Here is an 18147-nt window from a genome sequence, read left to right on the forward strand (position 1 = left end):
TCAGCCCAGCAGGGAAATGTCAGCCACGCCCAGGAACAGGCCGCGCAGACGTGCCAGCAAGGCATAACGGTTGGCCCGTACCGCAGGGTCTTGCGCGTTGACCATCACCGCTTCGAAGAACGCATCCACCGGCTCGCGCAGAGCGGCCAGGCGTGCCAGCGATTCGTTGTACTGACGGGCTGCGGCCATTGGCTGCACGGCCTGATCCGCTTGCTGAATCGCCGAGTACAGGGAGAACTCGTTGGCATTGTCGAAGTACTTGGGCTCCACGGTCTGAGCAATATTGCCCTCCGCTTTGCTCAGCAGGTTCGAGACGCGTTTGTTCACCGAAGCCAATGCAGCGGCCTGCGGCAGTTTGCGGAAGCCCTGAACAGCCTGGACACGCTGGTCGAAATCGAGCGCAGAGCCCGGCTTCAAGGCGCGAACCGACAGGTACACCGCCACTTCCACGCCTTCGTCTTCGTAACGTGCACGCAGGCGGTCGAAGATGAATTCCAGCACCTGGTCGGCCAGGCCGGCGGCCTTGACCTTGGCACCGAACTGGGTGACCGCGAAGTTCACTGCCTGGATCAGGTCCAGATCCAGCTGCTTGTCGATCAGGATGCGCAGGATACCCAGTGCCGCACGACGCAGGGCGTACGGGTCCTTGCTACCGGTGGGCAGCATGCCGATACCGAAGATACCGGCGAGGGTATCGAGCTTGTCGGCGATAGCGACGGCAGCACCTGTCAAGGTAGTCGGCAATTCTGCACCGGCACCGCGAGGCATGTACTGCTCGTTGAGGGCCAGGGCGACATCTTCCGCCTCGCCGTCAGCCTTGGCGTAGTAGAAACCGGCGATACCCTGCATTTCCGGGAATTCACCGACCATTTCGGTCGCCAGGTCGCATTTGCACAGCAGGCCGGCACGGGCTGCGCGCTGAGCGTCGCCACCGATGCGTGGGGCAATGTAGGCCGCCAGTCTGGAAACCCGCTCGGCTTTGTCGTAGACGCTGCCCAACTGAGCCTGGAATACGACATTCTTCAGGCGCTCGTTGAAGGTTTCCAGCTTCTGCTTCTTGTCCTGCTTGAAGAAGAACTCGGCGTCGGTCAGGCGTGGACGAACGACTTTCTCGTTGCCCAGAACGATCTGGCTCGGGTCCTTGCTTTCGATGTTGGCTACGGTGATGAAGCGCGGCAGCAGCTTGCCTTCGGCATCCAGCAGGCAGAAATACTTCTGGTTGTCCTGCATGGTGGTGATCAGGGCTTCCTGCGGTACGTCGAGGAAACGCTCCTCGAACGAGCACACCAGCGGCACTGGCCATTCGACCAGACCGGTTACTTCGTCGAGCAACTCCGGCGGCACGATGGCGGTGCCTTCGTGTTGGGTCGCCAGTTCTTCGACGCGTTTGCTGATCAGCTGGCGGCGCTCGTTGAAGTCGGCCAGCACGTACGCGTTACGCAGGTCGTTGAGGTAACCGGCCGGCGAAGAGATGCGTACATCGTCCGGATGGTGGAAGCGGTGACCACGGGAGTCGCGGCCAGCGGTCTGGGCCAGGATCGTACAATCGATCACCCGGTCACCGAGCAGCATCACCAGCCATTGGGTCGGACGCACGAACTCTTCCTTGCGCGCGGCCCAGCGCATGCGCTTGGCGATTGGCAGGTCGTTCAGCGAATCTTCGACGATGGTCGGCAGCAGGCTGGCGGTTGGCTTGCCCGCGATGCTCTGGGTGTAGCGCAGCTTTGGGCCGCTCTGATCGATTTCGTTCAGATCGACGCCGCACTTCTTGGCAAAGCCCAGGGCAGCCTGGGTCGGATTGCCTTCGGCATCGAAAGCAGCCTGACGCGGCGGGCCGTCCAGATTGACGCTGCGGTCCGGCTGTTGCGTAGCCAGATCGGTGATCAGGACCGCCAGACGGCGCGGCGCGGCATAGACCTGCTTGGCGCTGTAAGTCAGGCCGGCGCTCTGCAGGCCTTTCTCGATACCGGCGAGGAACGCATCGGCCAGGCTGCTGAGGGTTTTCGGTGGCAGTTCTTCGGTGCCCAATTCAACCAGGAAATCTTGAGCACTCATTGCGCAGCCTCCAGCTTAGCCAACACTTCATCGCGTAAATCAGGTGGAGCCATCGGGAAGCCGAGCTTGGCCCGGGCCTGCAGGTAAGCCTGAGCCACCGAACGGGCCAGCGTACGTACGCGCAGGATGTACTGCTGACGGGCAGTCACCGAGATCGCGCGGCGGGCATCCAGCAGGTTAAAAGTGTGCGAGGCCTTGAGGACCATTTCGTAGCCCGGCAATGGCAACTCGAGTTCGATCAGGCGTGCGGCTTCGCTTTCATAGAAGTCGAAAAATTCGAACAGCTTCTCGACGTTGGCGTGTTCGAAGTTGTAGGTCGACTGCTCCACTTCGTTCTGGTGGAACACATCGCCGTAGGTCACTTTGCCGAACGGACCGTCAGCCCAGACCAGGTCGTAGACCGAGTCCACGCCCTGCTGGTACATCGCCAGGCGCTCGAGGCCGTAGGTGATTTCGCCGGTAACCGGATAGCACTCCAGGCCGCCCACTTGCTGGAAGTAGGTGAACTGCGAGACTTCCATGCCGTTGAGCCAGATTTCCCAGCCCAGACCCCAGGCGCCCAGGGTCGGCGACTCCCAGTTGTCTTCGACGAAGCGTACGTCGTGAACCAGCGGGTCCAGACCGATGCGCTTGAGCGAACCCAGGTACAGTTCCTGGAAGTTCTCCGGGTTCGGTTTCAGGATGACCTGGAACTGATAGTAGTGCTGCAAACGGTTCGGGTTTTCGCCGTAGCGGCCGTCAGTCGGGCGGCGACTGGGCTGTACGTAAGCGGCGTTCCAGGTTTCCGGGCCGACGGCGCGCAGAAACGTGGCAGTGTGGAAAGTGCCGGCGCCTACTTCCATATCGTAGGGCTGAAGTACCACGCAACCTTGTTCGGCCCAGTATTGCTGGAGGGCGAGGATCAAGTCTTGGAAGGTACGCACGGCTGGCGTAGGCTGGCTCACGAAATTCACCTGTTTCTTGGGCTGCGATTTAAAGAGCGGGAGTATACCCGATTCGGCCGCGCCTCTACCCTTGGGAGCCCTATGGCACGCTGCTTTTGGTGCAACGAAGATCCAATTTACATGGACTATCACGATCAGGAGTGGGGCGTACCGCTGCGCGACGCGCAGATGTTGTTCGAGTTCCTCATGCTCGAAGGGTTCCAGGCGGGCCTGTCGTGGATCACGATTCTGAAAAAACGCGCGCGTTATCGTGAGGTCATGTTCAATTTTGATGCCGAGCGCCTGGCGGGTTTGACTGACGAAGAGATCGAGACCCTGATGCTCGACCCGGGCATCATTCGCAACCGCCTCAAGCTCAACGCCACCCGGCGCAACGCTCAGGCTTGGCTGAAGCTGGAGGATCCGGTGACCTTTCTCTGGTCCTTCGTCGGCGGTCAGCCGAAGATCAATCACTTCAGCGGTCGCGGCGAAGTGCCTGCGGTGACGCCGCAAGCCGAAGCCATGAGCAAGGCGTTGAAGAAAGCCGGGTTCACCTTTGTCGGCCCGACCATTTGTTATGCCTTTATGCAGGCCACCGGCATGGTCATGGACCACACCGTCGATTGTGATCGATACGCCGAGCTGACTCGCTGACGGTTACAATGGCCGTCTTGAAACCTGGGGAGTGAGCTGTGGATAAGTTCAAAGGCGCCTTGATCGTCGGGGCGTTGCGATTGTTTGCGCTGTTGCCGTGGCGCGCCGTACAGGCCGTGGGTACAGGCATCGGCTGGTTAATGTGGAAGCTGCCCAACCGCTCACGGGAAGTGGTGCGGATCAACCTCAGCAAGTGTTTTCCGGAACTGGACGCCGCCGAGCGCGAGCGTCTGGTCGGGCGCAGCCTGATGGATATCGGCAAGACGCTGACCGAAAGTGCCTGCGCCTGGATCTGGCCAGCGCAGAAATCCATCGATCTGGTACGCGAAGTCGAAGGCCTCGATGTGCTCAAGGACGCCTTGGCGTCTGGCAAGGGCGTGGTCGGTATCACCAGTCATCTGGGCAACTGGGAAGTGCTCAACCACTTCTATTGCAGTCAGTGCAAACCGATCATTTTCTATCGTCCGCCCAAGCTCAAGGCGGTGGATGATCTGCTGCGCAAACAGCGCGTGCAGTTGGGTAACCGCGTGGCGGCGTCGACCAAGGAAGGCATTCTCAGTGTCATCAAGGAAGTGCGCAAAGGCGGTTCAGTGGGCATCCCTGCCGACCCGGAACCGGCTGAGTCGGCCGGTATCTTTGTACCCTTCTGCGCCACCCAGGCCCTGACCAGCAAGTTCGTGCCCAACATGCTTGCCGGTGGCAAGGCGGTTGGCGTGTTCCTGCACGCCATGCGCCTGCCGGACGGCTCCGGCTATAAAGTCGTGCTGGAAGCGGCGCCCGAAGCCATGTACAGCGAAGACACTGCAACTTCAGCGGCGGCCATGAGCCAGGTGGTGGAGAAATATGTGCGGGCCTATCCGAGCCAGTACATGTGGACCATGAAGCGCTTCAAGAAACGCCCGGCGGGTGAAGAGCGCTGGTATTGATACCGAGGGTTAAAACCCGCTCTCGTTTATGTGGGACCGGCTTTAGCCGGGAAAGCGCTGGGTGTCTCACCGCTGTGGTGTCTGTTGCGGCGCCTTCCCGGCTAAAGCCGGTCCCACAGAGGAGCTTTATCGTTCAGACCTTTCAGAAAAAACTCAACCCCACCTGAAACAGCCGCTCCACATCGCGGATGTACTTCTTATCCACAAGGAACAGGATCACATGGTCACCGGACTCGATCACGGTGATGTCATGGGCTATCAGTACCTCATCCTCGCGGATGATCGCGCCAATGGTGGTGCCCTGGGGCAGGGAAATATCCCGGATGGCCCTGCCAATCACCTTGCTTGAGCGGGCGTCGCCGTGGGCCACAGCCTCGATGGCTTCCGCCGCACCCCGGCGCAGTGAGTGGACGCTGACGATATCGCCCCGGCGTACGTGAGTCAGCAAAGTGCCGATGGTCGCCAGCTGCGGGCTGACGGCAATGTCAATCTCGCCGCCCTGGACCAGATCTACATAGGCCGGGTTGTTGATGATGGTCATGACCTTGCGCGCGCCCATGCGCTTGGCCAGCAGCGACGACATGATATTGGCCTCGTCGTCGTTGGTCAGGGCCAGGAACAGATCGGTATTGGCGATATTCTCTTCCAGCAACAGATCACGGTCCGAGGCGCTGCCCTGCAAAATCACGGTGCTGTGTAGATTGTCCGAGAGATAACGGCAGCGCGCCGGGTTCATCTCGATAATCTTCACTTGATAGCGGCTTTCGATGGCTTCGGCCAGACGTTCGCCGATATGCCCGCCACCGGCGATGACGATGCGCTTGTAGCCTGCATCCTGACCGCGCATTTCGCCCATGACCGCACGAATGTCGCCCTTGGCGGCAATGAAAAACACCTCGTCATCGGCTTCGATCACCGTATCGCCCTTGGGCAGGATCGGCCGGTCACGGCGGAAAATTGCGGCGACACGGGTGTCGACATTGGGCATGTGTGCGCGTAACTGGCGCAACTGCTGGCCTACGAGCGGCCCGCCGTAGTACGCCTTGACCGCCACCAGTTGGGCCTTGCCCTCGCCGAAGTCGATGACCTGCAGCGCGCCGGGGTATTCGATCAGGCGCTTGATGTAATTGGTGACGACTTGTTCCGGACTGATCAGCACGTCCACCGGAATGGCGTCGTTGTCGAACAGGCCGGCGCGCGTCAGGTAGGCTGCTTCTCGTACGCGGGCGATCTTGGTCGGGGTGTGGAACAGGGTGTAGGCGACCTGGCAGGCGACCATATTGGTCTCGTCGCTATTGGTCACCGCCACCAGCATGTCGGCATCATCGGCCCCGGCCTGGCGCAGGACCGTCGGGAAAGAGCCGCGGCCCTGCACCGTACGGATATCGAGACGATCACCCAGGTCGCGCAGGCGGTCGGCATCGGTGTCGACCACGGTGATGTCATTGGCTTCGCTGGCCAGGTGCTCGGCCAGCGTGCCGCCGACCTGCCCTGCGCCGAGGATGATGATTTTCATCCGTTCATTCCATGAGAATCGGTTTTGAGGAGATTGCGCCGGTAGGAGCTGCCGAAGGCTGCGAATGGCTCATACACCGCCTTCGCAGCCTTCGGCAGCTCCTACAGGATCGTATTTCAAATTGAAAATATGGCCTCAGCTAGCAGCTATTTTGATCAGCTTGGCATAGTAGAAACCATCATGCCCGCCCTCTTGCGCCAGCAGTTGGCGACCATGGGGCTGTTTCAGGCCGGGCGGTTGCTGGCCGTGTTGACCGGCGATATCCAGCTCGCGAGCGCCGGAAGTCCGGGCCAGAAACGCCTCGATGACTTGCGTATTTTCCATCGGCAGCGTCGAGCAGGTGGCATACAGCAGAATGCCGCCCACCTGCAGTGTCGGCCACAGGGCATCGAGCAGCTCGCCTTGCAGCGCGGCGAGGGCCGGAATGTCATCGGCCTGACGGGTCAGCTTGATATCCGGGTGACGGCGGATTACGCCGGTCGCCGAGCATGGCGCGTCGAGCAGAATGCGTTGGAACGGCTTGCCATCCCACCACTGCGCGGTCTCGCGGCCATCGGCAGCAATCAGTTCGGCGCTCAGACCGAGGCGTTCAAGGTTCTCGCGTACCCGCACCAGGCGCTTGGCTTCCAGATCCACCGCCACGACGCCCGCCAGTTGCGGCTGCACCTCGAGGATGTGACAGGTCTTGCCGCCAGGGGCGCAGCAGGCATCCAGTACCCGTTGACCAGGGGCCAGTTCCAGCAGATCGGCCGCCAGTTGCGCGGCTTCGTCCTGCACGCTGATCCAGCCTTCGGCAAAACCGGGCAAGGCGCGTACGTCTGCCGCTTCGGCGAGCACGATGCCGTCCTGGCTAAAGGTACAGGCGCTGGCCTCAAGGCCGTTGTCTCTCAACAGTTGCAGATACTGGTCACGGGTTTTATGCCGGCGATTGACCCGCAGGATCATCGGCGGATGGGCATTGTTGGCGGCGCAGATGGCCTCCCATTGCTCGGGCCACGCAGCTTTCAGCGCCTTTTGCAGCCAGCGCGGATGGGCGGTGCGTACCACCGGGTCGTGTTCCAGTTCAGCCAGCAGTGCTTCGCTCTCGCGCTGGGCGCGACGCAGCACGGCGTTGAGCAGGGACTTGGCCCAGGGCTTTTTCAGCTTGTCGGCGCAGCCAACGGTTTCGCCGATGGCGGCATGGGCCGGAATGCGGCTGTAGAGCAACTGATACAGGCCTACCAGCAGCAGCGCTTCGACGTCAGCATCGGCGGCCTTGAAAGGTTTTTGCAACAGTTTGGCGGCCAGGGCCGACAGCCGTGGCTGCCAACGTGCGGTGCCGAACGCCAGGTCCTGGGTCAGGCCACGGTCACGCAGCTCGACCTTGTCCAATTGTGTGGGCAGGGAGCTATTGAGCGAAGCCTTGCCGCTGAGGACGGCGGCCAGTGCCTTGGCGGCAGCGAGACGCGGGTTCATGCCTCACCCAACACTGTGCCGGTGGCGAATTTTTCACGACGGCTATTGAACAGGTCGGTGAAGTTTAGCGGCTTGCCCCCCGGCAATTGCAGGCGGGTCAGGCGCAAGGCCTGTTGACCACAAGCGACGATCAGGCCGTCTTTGCTGGCTTCCAGAATGGTCCCCGGTGTTCCTCCCCCTTCAGCCAGGCTTGCCGCCAGCACTTTCAGGGCTTCGCCATTGAGCGTGGTGTGGCAGATCGGCCATGGGTTGAAGGCGCGGATCAGACGCTCCAGCTCATCGGCGGGACGGCTCCAGTCGATGCGCGCTTCATCTTTATTAAGCTTGTGGGCGTAGGTGGCGAGGCTGTCGTCCTGCACTTCACCCACCAGCGAGCCGTCGGCGAGTCCGGCAATGGCTTGCAATACCGCAGGCGGGCCCAGCACGGCGAGGCGGTCGTGCAGGCTGCCGCCGGTGTCTTCAGCGGTGATCGGCGTGCTGACCTTGAGCAGCATTGGCCCGGTGTCGAGCCCGGCTTCCATACGCATCACGGTCACGCCGCTTTCTGCGTCACCGGCCTGCACAGCGCGCTGGATCGGCGCCGCACCGCGCCAGCGCGGCAGCAGCGAGGCGTGACTGTTGATGCAGCCCAGACGCGGAATATCCAACACTACCTGGGGCAGGATCAGGCCGTAGGCAACCACCACCATCAGGTCCGGCTTGAGTGCCGCCAGCTCAACCTGGGCCGCTGCATCGCGCAGGGTCGGCGGCTGCAACACCGCGATACCCTTCTCTACTGCCAGCTGTTTGACCGGGCTGGGCATGAGTTTCTGCCCGCGACCGGCCGGACGATCCGGCTGGGTATAGACCGCAACGATTTTGTAAGGGCTGTCGAGCAAGGCCTTGAGGTGTTCGGCGGCGAATTCGGGGGTGCCGGCGAAGACGATGCGCAGTGGCTCAGTCATGGGCTTCTCGTAGGAAAGGAAATTGGAGCCGTGGGAGCGAGGCTTGCCCGCGAAGGCGATTTTTCAGGCATCAAAAGATGCGTTGAATGTCCGGGTCTCTTCGCGGGCAAGCCTCGCTCCCACAGAGGCATGCCGGGAATCAGGCGTTCTGCTTGTGCAGCTTTTCCAGCTTCTTCTTGATCCGGTCGCGCTTGAGGTTGGACAGGTAGTCCACGAACAGCTTGCCGTTGAGGTGATCGCACTCGTGCTGGATGCAGACGGCGAGCAAACCTTCGGCAATCAGCTCGTAAGGTTGGCCATCGCGGTCCAGTGCCTTGATCTTGATCCTTTGAGGGCGGTCGACATTCTCATAGAATCCTGGCACCGAGAGGCAGCCTTCCTGATACTGCTGCATCTCGTCGGTGAGAAATTCGAACTCGGGGTTGATGAACACCCGGGGTTCACTGCGATCTTCGCTCAGGTCCATGACCACAACGCGCTTGTGCACGTTGACCTGGGTCGCGGCCAGACCGATGCCAGGGGCCTCATACATGGTTTCAAACATGTCATCGACCAACTGGCGAATGCCGTCGTCGACCGCCGCCACTGGCTTGGCGATGGTGCGAAGGCGCGAATCGGGGAATTCGAGGATGTTTAAAATAGCCATATATGTAAGAGCTGCACTGTAGGGTAAAGTCAAAATCGGCTGCTAGGCTTGGACGTCTGAAGCGGGGCAACCCCTGTAGATTCTAGATACCGAGCCTGACGGGACTCAATGTTCACGCGAAGCAACATGATAAAGGGATTCACCGCATGAGGAAAACACTACTCGCCCTGCTGTTGCTGACCGCCAGCGGTCTTGTGCAGGCGCAAGTGCAACTCAGGGAAGGCCATCCACAGACTTACACAGTCGTTTCGGGTGACACACTTTGGGACATTTCCGGCAAGTTTCTGAGCGAGCCGTGGAAATGGAAGGAAATCTGGCACGCCAATCCGCAAATTCACGACCCTGATTTGATCTACCCCGGCGACTCGCTGACGCTCTCTTACGTCAATGGTCAGCCGCAAGTGACGCTCAACCGTGGCGAGTCCCATGGCACGGTCAAGCTCTCGCCGCGCATCCGCAGCACGCCGATGGTCGATGCGATTCCGAGCATCCCGCTGGGCGCAATCAATGCGTTCCTGCTGAGCAACCGTATCGTGAATACCCCCGATCAGTTCGACAAGGCTCCCTATATCGTCGCCGGTAACGCCGAGCGCGTACTCAGCGGCCAGGGCGACCGCATCTACGTGCGCGGCAAGCTGGATCCGGCGCATTCGGTCTACGGCCTGTTCCGTCAGGGCAAGACCTATACCGATCCGAAGACCCAGGAAGTGCTGGGCATCAACGCTGACGACATCGGCGGTGGTGAAGTCGTCGCCACTGAAGGCGATGTCTCCACCCTGCAACTGCAACGCTCCACTCAAGAAGTGCGCCTGGGTGACCGATTGTTCGCCAGCGAAGAGCGGGCGATCAACTCCACCTTCATGCCCAGCTCGCCGCAAACCCCCATCGAGGGCCTGATCATCGACGTGCCGCGTGGCGTGACGCAGATCGGCGAATACGACGTGGTTACCCTCGACAAGGGCAAGCGCGACGGCCTGGCTGAGGGCAACGTGCTGGCGATCTTCAAGACCGGCGAGACTGTCCGTGATCGCATCACCGGTGAACAAGTCAAGATTCCTGACGAGCGCTCGGGCCTGCTGATGGTTTTCCGCACTTACGACAAACTCAGTTACGGTCTGGTGTTGCGCGCCAGTCGTTCGCTGGCGGTCATGGACAAGGTTCGCAATCCCTGACCTGTTGGTTCAGGTTTGATACGTTTTCCTTCATTAATCCGTCACTTATCAAATTGTTGTCAACAGAGTTATCCACAGGTTGGCTGCACGCCTGAGGAGCACTACAGATCAAGGATGATCTTATGCCACTGTTCGAAAAAGCCGTCCCTTCGCCTGCCGAACTGGAAGCGCGCCTGCGCTTGCATCGCTTGCCGGAGGTCGGCCCGAAACGCTTTCGCAAGCTCATCGACGCCTTCGGTTGCGCCTCTTCAGCCCTCAGTGCACCGGCCAGCGCATGGCGCGCGCTGGGGCTGCCGAGTGCCTGTGCCGAAGCCCGGCGCGACCCGCTGATTCGCGACGCAGCCAGTGCCGCGATGGCTTGGCTAGAGCGTCCGGGCCAGCATTTACTGATGTGGGACGATCAGAACTATCCTGCATTGCTTGCGGAAATTTCCGACCCACCCCCGCTGTTATTTGTGGCAGGCGACCCTTCGATCCTCGACCGACCGCAGTTGGGAATGGTCGGCAGCCGCCGCGCCTCCCGTCCCGGTATCGATACCGCTACAGCCTTCGCCCGCAGCCTGGCGGGTGCCGGTTTTGTCATTACCAGTGGCTTGGCCCTGGGTATAGATGGCGCTGCGCATCAGGGTGCGCTGGACGTCGGCGGGGCCACGATCGGGGTGCTTGGCACGGGCATCGAAAAACTTTATCCACAGCGCCACCGTCAGTTGGCGCAGCGCATGCGCGAAGCGGGTAGCGCGGTCGTTTCCGAGTTCCCGCTGGATGCAGGTCCCCAGCCGCAGAACTTCCCGCGCCGCAACAGAATCATCAGTGGGCTTTCCCTCGGCGTACTGGTGGTGGAAGCCAGTGTTGCCAGCGGTTCGCTGATCACCGCTCGCCTGGCCGCCGAACAGGGCCGCGAGGTGTACGCCATTCCCGGCTCGATTCACCATCCGGGCGCCCGTGGCTGCCATCAATTGATTCGTGATGGCGCCGTATTGGTGGAGACTGTTGAACACATCCTCGAAGCCCTGCGTGGCTGGCAAGTACCCTGCGCACCGACGCCCGAGCCAGCCGCACCGCTCCACCCCTTGTTGACCCTGCTACACGCGGCGCCCCACACCAGTGAGGCGTTGGCGAATTCTGCCGGTTGGCCGTTGCCCAAAGTGCTGGCGGCCCTGACCGAGCTTGAGCTCGAGGGACGGGTGATCTGTGAGGCCGGACGGTGGTTCGCCCGGGCTGGCTGAGGTTAAACTTCGCCCAGCCCTGAATCGGAGAGAAAGCAATGGTCAGCAGTTGGCGTGTGCAACAAGCCGCGCGGGATATTCGAGCCGGAGCGGTGATTGCCTATCCAACCGAGGCGGTGTGGGGGCTGGGGTGCGATCCTTGGGACGAAGAGGCGGTGTATCGCCTGTTGGCGATCAAGTCGCGGCCGGTGGAAAAAGGCCTGATCCTGATTGCCGACAATATTCACCAGTTCGATTTTCTGTTCGAAGATTTCCCGGAGTTGTGGCTCGACCGCATGGCCAGCACCTGGCCCGGCCCGAATACCTGGCTGGTGCCCCATCAGAACCTGTTGCCGGAGTGGATCACCGGTATTCACGACACCGTGGCTCTGCGCGTCAGCGATCACCCGACGGTGCGCGACCTGTGTGCCCTGGTCGGACCACTGATCTCGACCTCGGCCAACCCGGCAGGCCGCCCGGCAGCGCGCAGTCGCTTGCGCGTCGAGCAGTATTTCCGCGGGCAGATCGATGGCGTGCTGGGAGGCGCCCTGGGTGGGCGCCGTAACCCCAGTGTGATTCGTGACCTGGCGACCGGGCAGGTAATCCGCCCGGCCTGATCAAGTCATCACGGAATCAGGATGGTCGACCCCGTGGTGCGCCGGGCGGACAGCTCGGTTTGCGCCGTGGCGGCGTCCTTGAGGTCGTACTGCTGTACCTCGCCGACTTCGATCTTGCCGGTTGCCAGCATCTTGAACAGCTCGTCGGCCATGCCTTGCAGGCTTTCGGCGTTGTTGGCGTAGGTGCCCAAGGTCGGCCGGGTGACATACAGCGAGCCCTTCTGCGCCAGAATCCCCAGGTTGACCCCGCTGACCGCGCCCGAGGCATTGCCGAAGCTGACCATCAAGCCTCGCGGCTCCAGGCAGTCGAGGGAGGTTTCCCAGGTGTCCTTGCCGACGCCGTCGTAAACCACCGGGCACTTCTTGCCGTTGGTCAGCTCCAGCACGCGCTGGACGACGTTTTCATGGCTGTAATCGATGGTTTCCCAGGCGCCGAGGGACTTGGCGTGGGCGGCCTTCTCTGCCGAACTGACCGTACCGATCAGCTTGGCGCCGATCGCCCGGGCCCATTGGCAGGCCAGGGAGCCGACGCCGCCAGCTGCGGCGTGGAACAGCACGATTTCATCGGCCTTGAGCTCATAGGTCTGGCGGAACAGGTATTGCACGGTCAGACCCTTGAGCATGACGGCGGCGGCCAGTTCAAAGCTGATGGCGTCCGGCAGCAGCACCAGGTTGGCCTCCGGCAGAGTGTGCACTTCGCTATAGCCGCCCAGTGGGCCGCTGCCGTAGGCCACACGGTCGCCGATCTTGAAGCGGGTTACTTCGCTGCCGACTGCTTCGACCACGCCAGCACCTTCGGTGCCCAGCCCGGATGGCATCGCTGGCGCTGGGTACAGGCCGCTGCGGAAGTAAGTGTCGATAAAGTTGACGCCAATCGCCTTGTTACGCACTCGTACCTGTTGCGGGCCGGGCTCGGCAGGCTCGAAGTCGACATATTGCAGGACTTCAGGACCGCCAATCGTGCTGAACTGGATACGCTTTGCCATGTGCACTCTCCATAGGTGGCATCAAATTACAGATGCGAAGACCGCCTATCCCACTCCTTCACTTGATCTTCGTCAACTGCGGCTGCACACGGGCCGGTGGTATGCTACGCGGCAAATTTGCTCAACCCCATGTGGGGCGGGCAGCTCAGCCTTTTCAGCCGTTTGAAGGGATCGATATGTCCGCCCGCACCGAGGCCGTAAAAACTTACCTGCTCGATCTGCAAGATCGCATCTGCGCCGCCCTGCAACAGGAAGACGGCAAGGCGAGCTTCGTCGAGGATGCCTGGACGCGTCCGGCAGGCGGCGGTGGTCGTACGCGTGTGATCGGTGACGGCGACGTGATCGAGAAAGGCGGCGTCAACTTTTCCCATGTCTTCGGCACTGGCTTGCCGCCGTCGGCCAGTGCTCATCGGCCTGAACTGACCGGGCGCGGTTTTGAGGCCCTGGGTGTGTCCCTGGTGATTCATCCGCACAATCCCCATGTGCCGACTTCCCACGCCAACGTGCGCTTTTTCATCGCCGAAAAAGAGGGCGAAGAGCCGGTCTGGTGGTTCGGCGGCGGTTTCGATCTGACCCCTTACTACGGCGTCGAAGAAGACTGCGTGCACTGGCACCGCGTCGCCGAAGCCGCCTGCGCGCCGTTCGGTGCCGACGTCTACCCGCGCTATAAAGCCTGGTGCGACACTTATTTTCACATCAAGCACCGCAACGAGCCGCGCGGTATCGGCGGCCTGTTCTTCGATGACCTGAACGAGTGGGACTTCGATACCAGCTTCGCTTTCATTCGTGCCATTGGCGATGCCTACATCGAGGCTTACCTGCCGATCATTCAGCGCCGCAAGGCCGATGCGTACACGGCACAGCAGCGTGAATTCCAGGAGTTCCGCCGTGGCCGCTATGTCGAGTTCAACCTGGTCTACGACCGTGGCACTCTGTTCGGCCTGCAATCGGGCGGGCGCACCGAGTCGATCCTGATGTCGCTGCCACCCCAGGTACGCTGGGGCTACGACTGGAAACCCGAGCCTGGCAGCGCCGAAGCGCGCCTGACCGAGTATTTCCTGCAGGATCGCGACTGGCTCGGCCAGGCTTAAAAACACTTTCAGGAATGCACAATGGATCACTACGTCGTCTTCGGTAATCCCATCGGTCATAGCAAATCGCCGCTGATCCATGGATTGTTTGCCGCACAAACCGGCCAACAACTCGATTACCGCACGGCGCTGGCGCCGCTGGACGGCTTTACCGCCTTCGCCCGGGACTTCTTCGCCCAGGGGCGTGGTGCCAACGTCACGGTGCCGTTCAAGGAACAGGCCTATCGCCTGGCCGACAGCCTGACCGAGCGCGGGCGCCGTGCAGGCGCGGTGAATACCCTGAGCAAGCTGGCCGATGGCACCTTGCTGGGTGACAACACTGATGGCGCGGGCCTGGTACGTGATCTGACCGTCAATGCCGGTATCAGCCTGACCGGCCAGCGCATCCTGCTGCTCGGCGCGGGCGGTGCCGTGCGTGGCGCTCTGGAGCCGTTGCTGGCTGAGCGCCCGGCGGTGTTGGTAATCGCCAACCGCACCGTGGAAAAAGCCGAGCAACTGGCGCAGGAATTCGCCGAGCTGGGACCTGTATTTGCCAGTGGTTTCGATTGGCTGGAAGAGTCGGTCGACGTGATCATCAATGCCACGTCAGCCAGCCTGGCCGGGGAATTGCCGCCGATCTCACCGAGCCTGATCGAGCCTGGCAAAACCTTTTGCTACGACATGATGTATGGCAAGGAACCGACCGCTTTCTGCCGCTGGGCCACGGAACATGGCGCAGCGCAGGCAATGGACGGCTTGGGGATGCTGGTCGAACAGGCGGCGGAAGCCTTCCTGCTATGGCGCGGCGTGCGCCCGGATTCTGCGCCGGTACTGGCCGAATTGCGGCGGCAGTTGGCTGCGTGATGCGCTGTCCTGTCAAACCCAACGCAATTATCTGAATTGGAATGATCTGTGGGAGCGAGGCTTGCCCGCGAATACGGTATTTCAGCCGTAGAGAATGCGGCGGATGTACCGGCCTCTTCGCGGGCAAGCCACGCTCCCACGAGATTTGTGTTTGTGCAGCGCCAATTTGAATAGGAATGATCATTGTGGGAGCGAGGCTTGCCCGCGAATACGGTATTTCAGCCGTAGAGAATGCGGCGGATGTACCGGCCTCTTCGCGGGCAAGCCACGCTCCCACGAGATTTGTGTTTGTGCAGCGCCAATTTGAATAGGAATGATCATTGTGGGAGCGAGGCTTGCCCGCGAATACGGTATTTCAGCCGTAGAGAATGCGGCGGATGTACCGGCCTCTTCGCGGGCAAGCCACGCTCCCACGAGATTTGTGTTTGTGCAGCGCCAATTTGAATAGGAATGATCATTGTGGGAGCGAGGCTTGCCCGCGAATACGGTATTTCAGCCGTAGAGAATGCGGCGGATGTACCGGCTTCTTCGCGGGCAAGCCTCGCTCCCACATGTTTTGCGTTTCCGTATATCGGGATTACAACTTCGCCTTCACCGCCGGCAATGCATCTTTGTCGTCCAGGGTTTTCACGCCATCAAGCCACTTGTCCAGCTGTGCCGGGTTGGCCTTGATCCAGGTTTTCACTGCGTCGGCGTTGCTGACCTTGTTGTTGCTCACGTCGGCCATGATGGAGTTCTCCATGTCCTGGGTGAAGGTCAGATTGGTCAGCAGCTTGCCCACATTCGGGCAGGCAGCAGCGTAGCCTTTGCGGGTCAGCGTCGAAACAGTACCGGTGTCACCGAAGTACTTCTCGCCACCTTTCAGATAATGCATACCTTTGATCTGCACGTTCATCGGGTGTGGGGTCCAGCCGAGGAAGACCACGAACTTCTGCTTCTTCACGGCCCGGCCGACTTCGGCCAGCATCGCCTGCTCGCTGGACTCGATCAGCTTCCATTTACCCATGTCGAATTCATTTTTCTTGATGATATCGGCAATGTGCTGGTTGGCCGGGGCACCGGCACCGATGCCGAAGACCTTGCTGTCGAACTTGTCGGCAAACTTGTTCAGGTCGGCGAAGTCATGCACGCCCGCGTCCCATACGTAGTCCGGCACCGCCAGGGTGAATTCGGTGCCGTCGAGGTTTTTGGCGTACTGGGTTACATCGCCGGTAGCGATGAACTTGTCATAGAAACCCTGTTGCGCTGGCATCCAGTTACCCAGGAAGACATCCATCTGCCCATCCTTTAGTCCACCGTAGGCAATCGGCACCGCCAAGGTGTCGATCTTGGCCTTGTAGCCCATGCCGTCGAGCAGGAACGAGGTGATCGCGTTGGTTGCCGCGATATCGCTCCAGCCCGGATCGGCCATTTTCACGGTGCTGCAAGATTCCCCATCGGCTTGTGCCGCAAAACTGGTCAGCGCAATCACGCCGGCCGCAAGTGCTGTGGATAGCTTCTTCATGGTTGGTGCCCCTTTGGTTTTTTTGGTCTTGGCAGGGTTCAAGGTTTCGGATAACGCGCCTTACGCTCCAGATCGTCGAGATCGATATGGTTGCGCATATATTGCTGACTGGCGTCTACCAGCGGCTGGTGATCCCAACTCTTCAGCTTGCCGATTGCCAGCGACTTGGCGACGAAGCGCCGACGACGCTGGCTGGCGAGCACCTGGTGGTGTATCGCCGGAATGTCCCACTTGGCCCGTGCTTGCGCCATGAAATCAAAGAACAACGCCTGGTGTTCAGCCGATTGGCTGAGGTCTTCCAGTTCCTTTGGATCGTTCTGCACATCGAACAGCAGGCACGGGTCCTGCTCCGAATACATGAATTTATAAGCGCCACGGCGAATCATCATCAGCGGGCTGACCGTGCCTTCAGCCATGTATTCGCCAAACACTTCATCGTGCCCGCCCTCGCCCTTGAGGTGCGGCATCAGGGAGCGGCCATCGAGCGGCAGACCGACGTCCAGCTCGCCACCGGCCATGTCGACGAAGGTCGGCAACAGATCAGCGGTGGACACCGAAGCGCTCACCCGGCTTGCCTTGAACTGACCCGGAGCGTAAACCAGCATCGGTACCCGAGCGGCCATTTCAAACCAGTGCATTTTGTACCAGAGGCCTTTTTCGCCGAGCATGTCCCCATGATCGCCGGAGAACACGATGATGGTGTCATCGGCCAAGCCGGTGTCTTCCAGGGTCTTGAGCAACTTGCCGACGTTATCGTCGATATAGCTGCACGCACCGAAGTAGGCCCGGCGGGCGTCACGGATCTTGGCGACCGGCATCGGCTTGTCCCACAGGTCATAGACCTTGAGCAGGCGCTGGGAATGCGGGTCCAGGGCGTCCTGATCGGCGTGGGCCGGTGGCATCGGGATATCGGCATCGTCGTACAGGTCCCAGAACGGCTTGGGGATGGTGTACGGGTCGTGCGGATGAGTCATCGAAACGGTCAGGCAGAACGGCGCATCGCCATCCTCGCGGATGTGATCGAACAGATACTGCTGGGCCTTGAAGACCACTTCTTCATCGAAGTCGAGCTGGTTGGTGCGTACGCACGGGCCTGCCTGCAGCACCGACGACATATTGTGATACCAGCTTGGGCGCACATCCGGCTCGTCCCAGTTCACCGCCCAACCATAGTCGGCGGGATAGATATCACTGGTCAGGCGCTCTTCGTAGCCGTGCAACTGATCCGGCCCGCAGAAGTGCATCTTGCCCGACAGCGCAGTTTTGTAGCCCATGCCACGCAGGTAGTGGGCGTAAGTCGGGATGTCACCGGGGAAATCGGCAGCGTTGTCATAGGCGCCGATCTTGCTGGGCAACTGGCCGCTGACCAGAGTGAAACGCGAGGGGGCGCACAGCGGGCTGTTGCAGTACGCGGAGTCAAACACCACGCCTTCGGCGGCGAGGCGGCTCAAGTTCGGCATCTTGATTGGAGATGGGGCGTAAAACGGTAACATCGGCGCGGCCATTTGATCGGCCATGATGAAAAGAATGTTCTTGCGCTTCATGTCTTCGCGGCATTCCATAGTGAATATTTATGCGACAGTGCTGTTATTCACTATGGAAGCCATGGG

The 18147-nt window shown here is 60.9% G+C and carries 16 protein-coding genes; 7 read left to right on the forward strand and 9 right to left on the reverse strand.

What is annotated here, in order from left to right:
- On the reverse strand, positions 1 to 2055 hold the full coding sequence (gene glyS, locus AC1Z24_RS00060) for a glycine--tRNA ligase subunit beta (RefSeq protein ID WP_483744095.1): 2055 nt from the start codon (positions 2053 to 2055) through the stop codon (positions 1 to 3).
- Entirely contained in the window at positions 2052 to 2999 is a 948-nt protein-coding gene (glyQ, locus tag AC1Z24_RS00065; protein ID WP_259101041.1) for a glycine--tRNA ligase subunit alpha, read from the reverse strand. Before glyQ ends, glyS begins: the two co-directional genes overlap by 4 nt.
- Before the next feature lie 81 nt (positions 3000 to 3080).
- On the opposite strand from glyQ, the gene AC1Z24_RS00070 reads away from it, so the two are divergent.
- Entirely contained in the window at positions 3081 to 3632 is a 552-nt protein-coding gene (locus AC1Z24_RS00070; protein WP_483744096.1) for a DNA-3-methyladenine glycosylase I, read from the forward strand.
- 38 nt (positions 3633 to 3670) lie between these two features.
- Entirely contained in the window at positions 3671 to 4558 is an 888-nt protein-coding gene (locus AC1Z24_RS00075) for a lysophospholipid acyltransferase (protein WP_259101043.1), read from the forward strand.
- Positions 4559 to 4700: 142 nt separating this feature from the next.
- Here AC1Z24_RS00075 and trkA read toward each other — a convergent pair whose 3' ends face one another.
- The 4 genes from trkA to def all read right to left on the reverse strand — a co-directional run bounded on the left by trkA (position 4701) and on the right by def (position 9119).
- Positions 4701 to 6074, reverse strand: coding sequence for a Trk system potassium transporter TrkA (gene trkA, locus AC1Z24_RS00080; RefSeq protein ID WP_259101045.1), 1374 nt, complete (start codon positions 6072 to 6074; stop codon positions 4701 to 4703).
- Positions 6075 to 6209: 135 nt separating this feature from the next.
- Positions 6210 to 7529, reverse strand: coding sequence for a 16S rRNA (cytosine(967)-C(5))-methyltransferase RsmB (gene rsmB, locus AC1Z24_RS00085; RefSeq protein WP_483744097.1), 1320 nt, complete (start codon positions 7527 to 7529; stop codon positions 6210 to 6212).
- Complete coding sequence (gene fmt / locus AC1Z24_RS00090) at positions 7526 to 8473, reverse strand: methionyl-tRNA formyltransferase (protein WP_483744098.1); 948 nt, start codon at positions 8471 to 8473, stop codon at positions 7526 to 7528. Before fmt ends, rsmB begins: the two co-directional genes overlap by 4 nt.
- A 139-nt stretch (positions 8474 to 8612) precedes the next feature.
- Positions 8613 to 9119, reverse strand: a complete 507-nt coding sequence (def, locus tag AC1Z24_RS00095) for a peptide deformylase (RefSeq protein ID WP_259101050.1) — start codon at positions 9117 to 9119, stop codon at positions 8613 to 8615.
- A 146-nt stretch (positions 9120 to 9265) separates the two neighbouring features.
- Here def and AC1Z24_RS00100 point away from each other — a divergent pair, with 146 nt between their 5' ends.
- The 3 genes from AC1Z24_RS00100 (at position 9266) to tsaC (ending at position 12113) form a co-directional block, all read left to right on the forward strand.
- On the forward strand, positions 9266 to 10291 hold the full coding sequence (locus AC1Z24_RS00100) for a LysM peptidoglycan-binding domain-containing protein (RefSeq protein WP_483744099.1): 1026 nt from the start codon (positions 9266 to 9268) through the stop codon (positions 10289 to 10291).
- A gap of 122 nt (positions 10292 to 10413) precedes the next feature.
- Positions 10414 to 11517 carry a DNA-processing protein DprA gene (dprA, locus tag AC1Z24_RS00105; protein WP_483744100.1) on the forward strand — a complete coding sequence of 368 codons (1104 nt, stop codon included), beginning with the start codon at positions 10414 to 10416 and terminating at the stop codon, positions 11515 to 11517.
- Positions 11518 to 11555: 38 nt separating this feature from the next.
- Positions 11556 to 12113, forward strand: a complete 558-nt coding sequence (tsaC, locus tag AC1Z24_RS00110; RefSeq protein WP_259101056.1) for an L-threonylcarbamoyladenylate synthase type 1 TsaC — start codon at positions 11556 to 11558, stop codon at positions 12111 to 12113.
- 8 nt (positions 12114 to 12121) lie between these two features.
- Here the strand turns inward: tsaC and AC1Z24_RS00115 are convergent, their stop codons facing one another.
- Entirely contained in the window at positions 12122 to 13099 is a 978-nt protein-coding gene (locus AC1Z24_RS00115) for an NADPH:quinone reductase (protein WP_483744101.1), read from the reverse strand.
- Positions 13100 to 13275: 176 nt separating this feature from the next.
- On the opposite strand from AC1Z24_RS00115, the gene hemF reads away from it, so the two are divergent.
- Positions 13276 to 14190, forward strand: a complete 915-nt coding sequence (hemF, locus tag AC1Z24_RS00120; protein ID WP_483744102.1) for an oxygen-dependent coproporphyrinogen oxidase — start codon at positions 13276 to 13278, stop codon at positions 14188 to 14190.
- A gap of 21 nt (positions 14191 to 14211) precedes the next feature.
- Positions 14212 to 15033 (forward strand): shikimate dehydrogenase, encoded by an 822-nt coding sequence (gene aroE, locus AC1Z24_RS00125; protein WP_483744103.1) that lies wholly within the window; start codon positions 14212 to 14214, stop codon positions 15031 to 15033.
- Between the two features lie 577 nt (positions 15034 to 15610).
- Here aroE and choX read toward each other — a convergent pair.
- The gene (gene choX / locus AC1Z24_RS00130; RefSeq protein WP_483744104.1) at positions 15611 to 16537 is read right to left on the reverse strand and encodes a choline ABC transporter substrate-binding protein; all 927 of its coding nucleotides are present in this window, start codon (positions 16535 to 16537) and stop codon (positions 15611 to 15613) included.
- A 38-nt stretch (positions 16538 to 16575) separates the two neighbouring features.
- Entirely contained in the window at positions 16576 to 18081 is a 1506-nt protein-coding gene (betC, locus tag AC1Z24_RS00135) for a choline-sulfatase (protein ID WP_483744105.1), read from the reverse strand.
- Between the last annotated feature and the right edge of the window lie 66 nt (positions 18082 to 18147).

The sequence above is a fragment of the Pseudomonas sp. JL23 genome, from assembly GCF_056933585.1.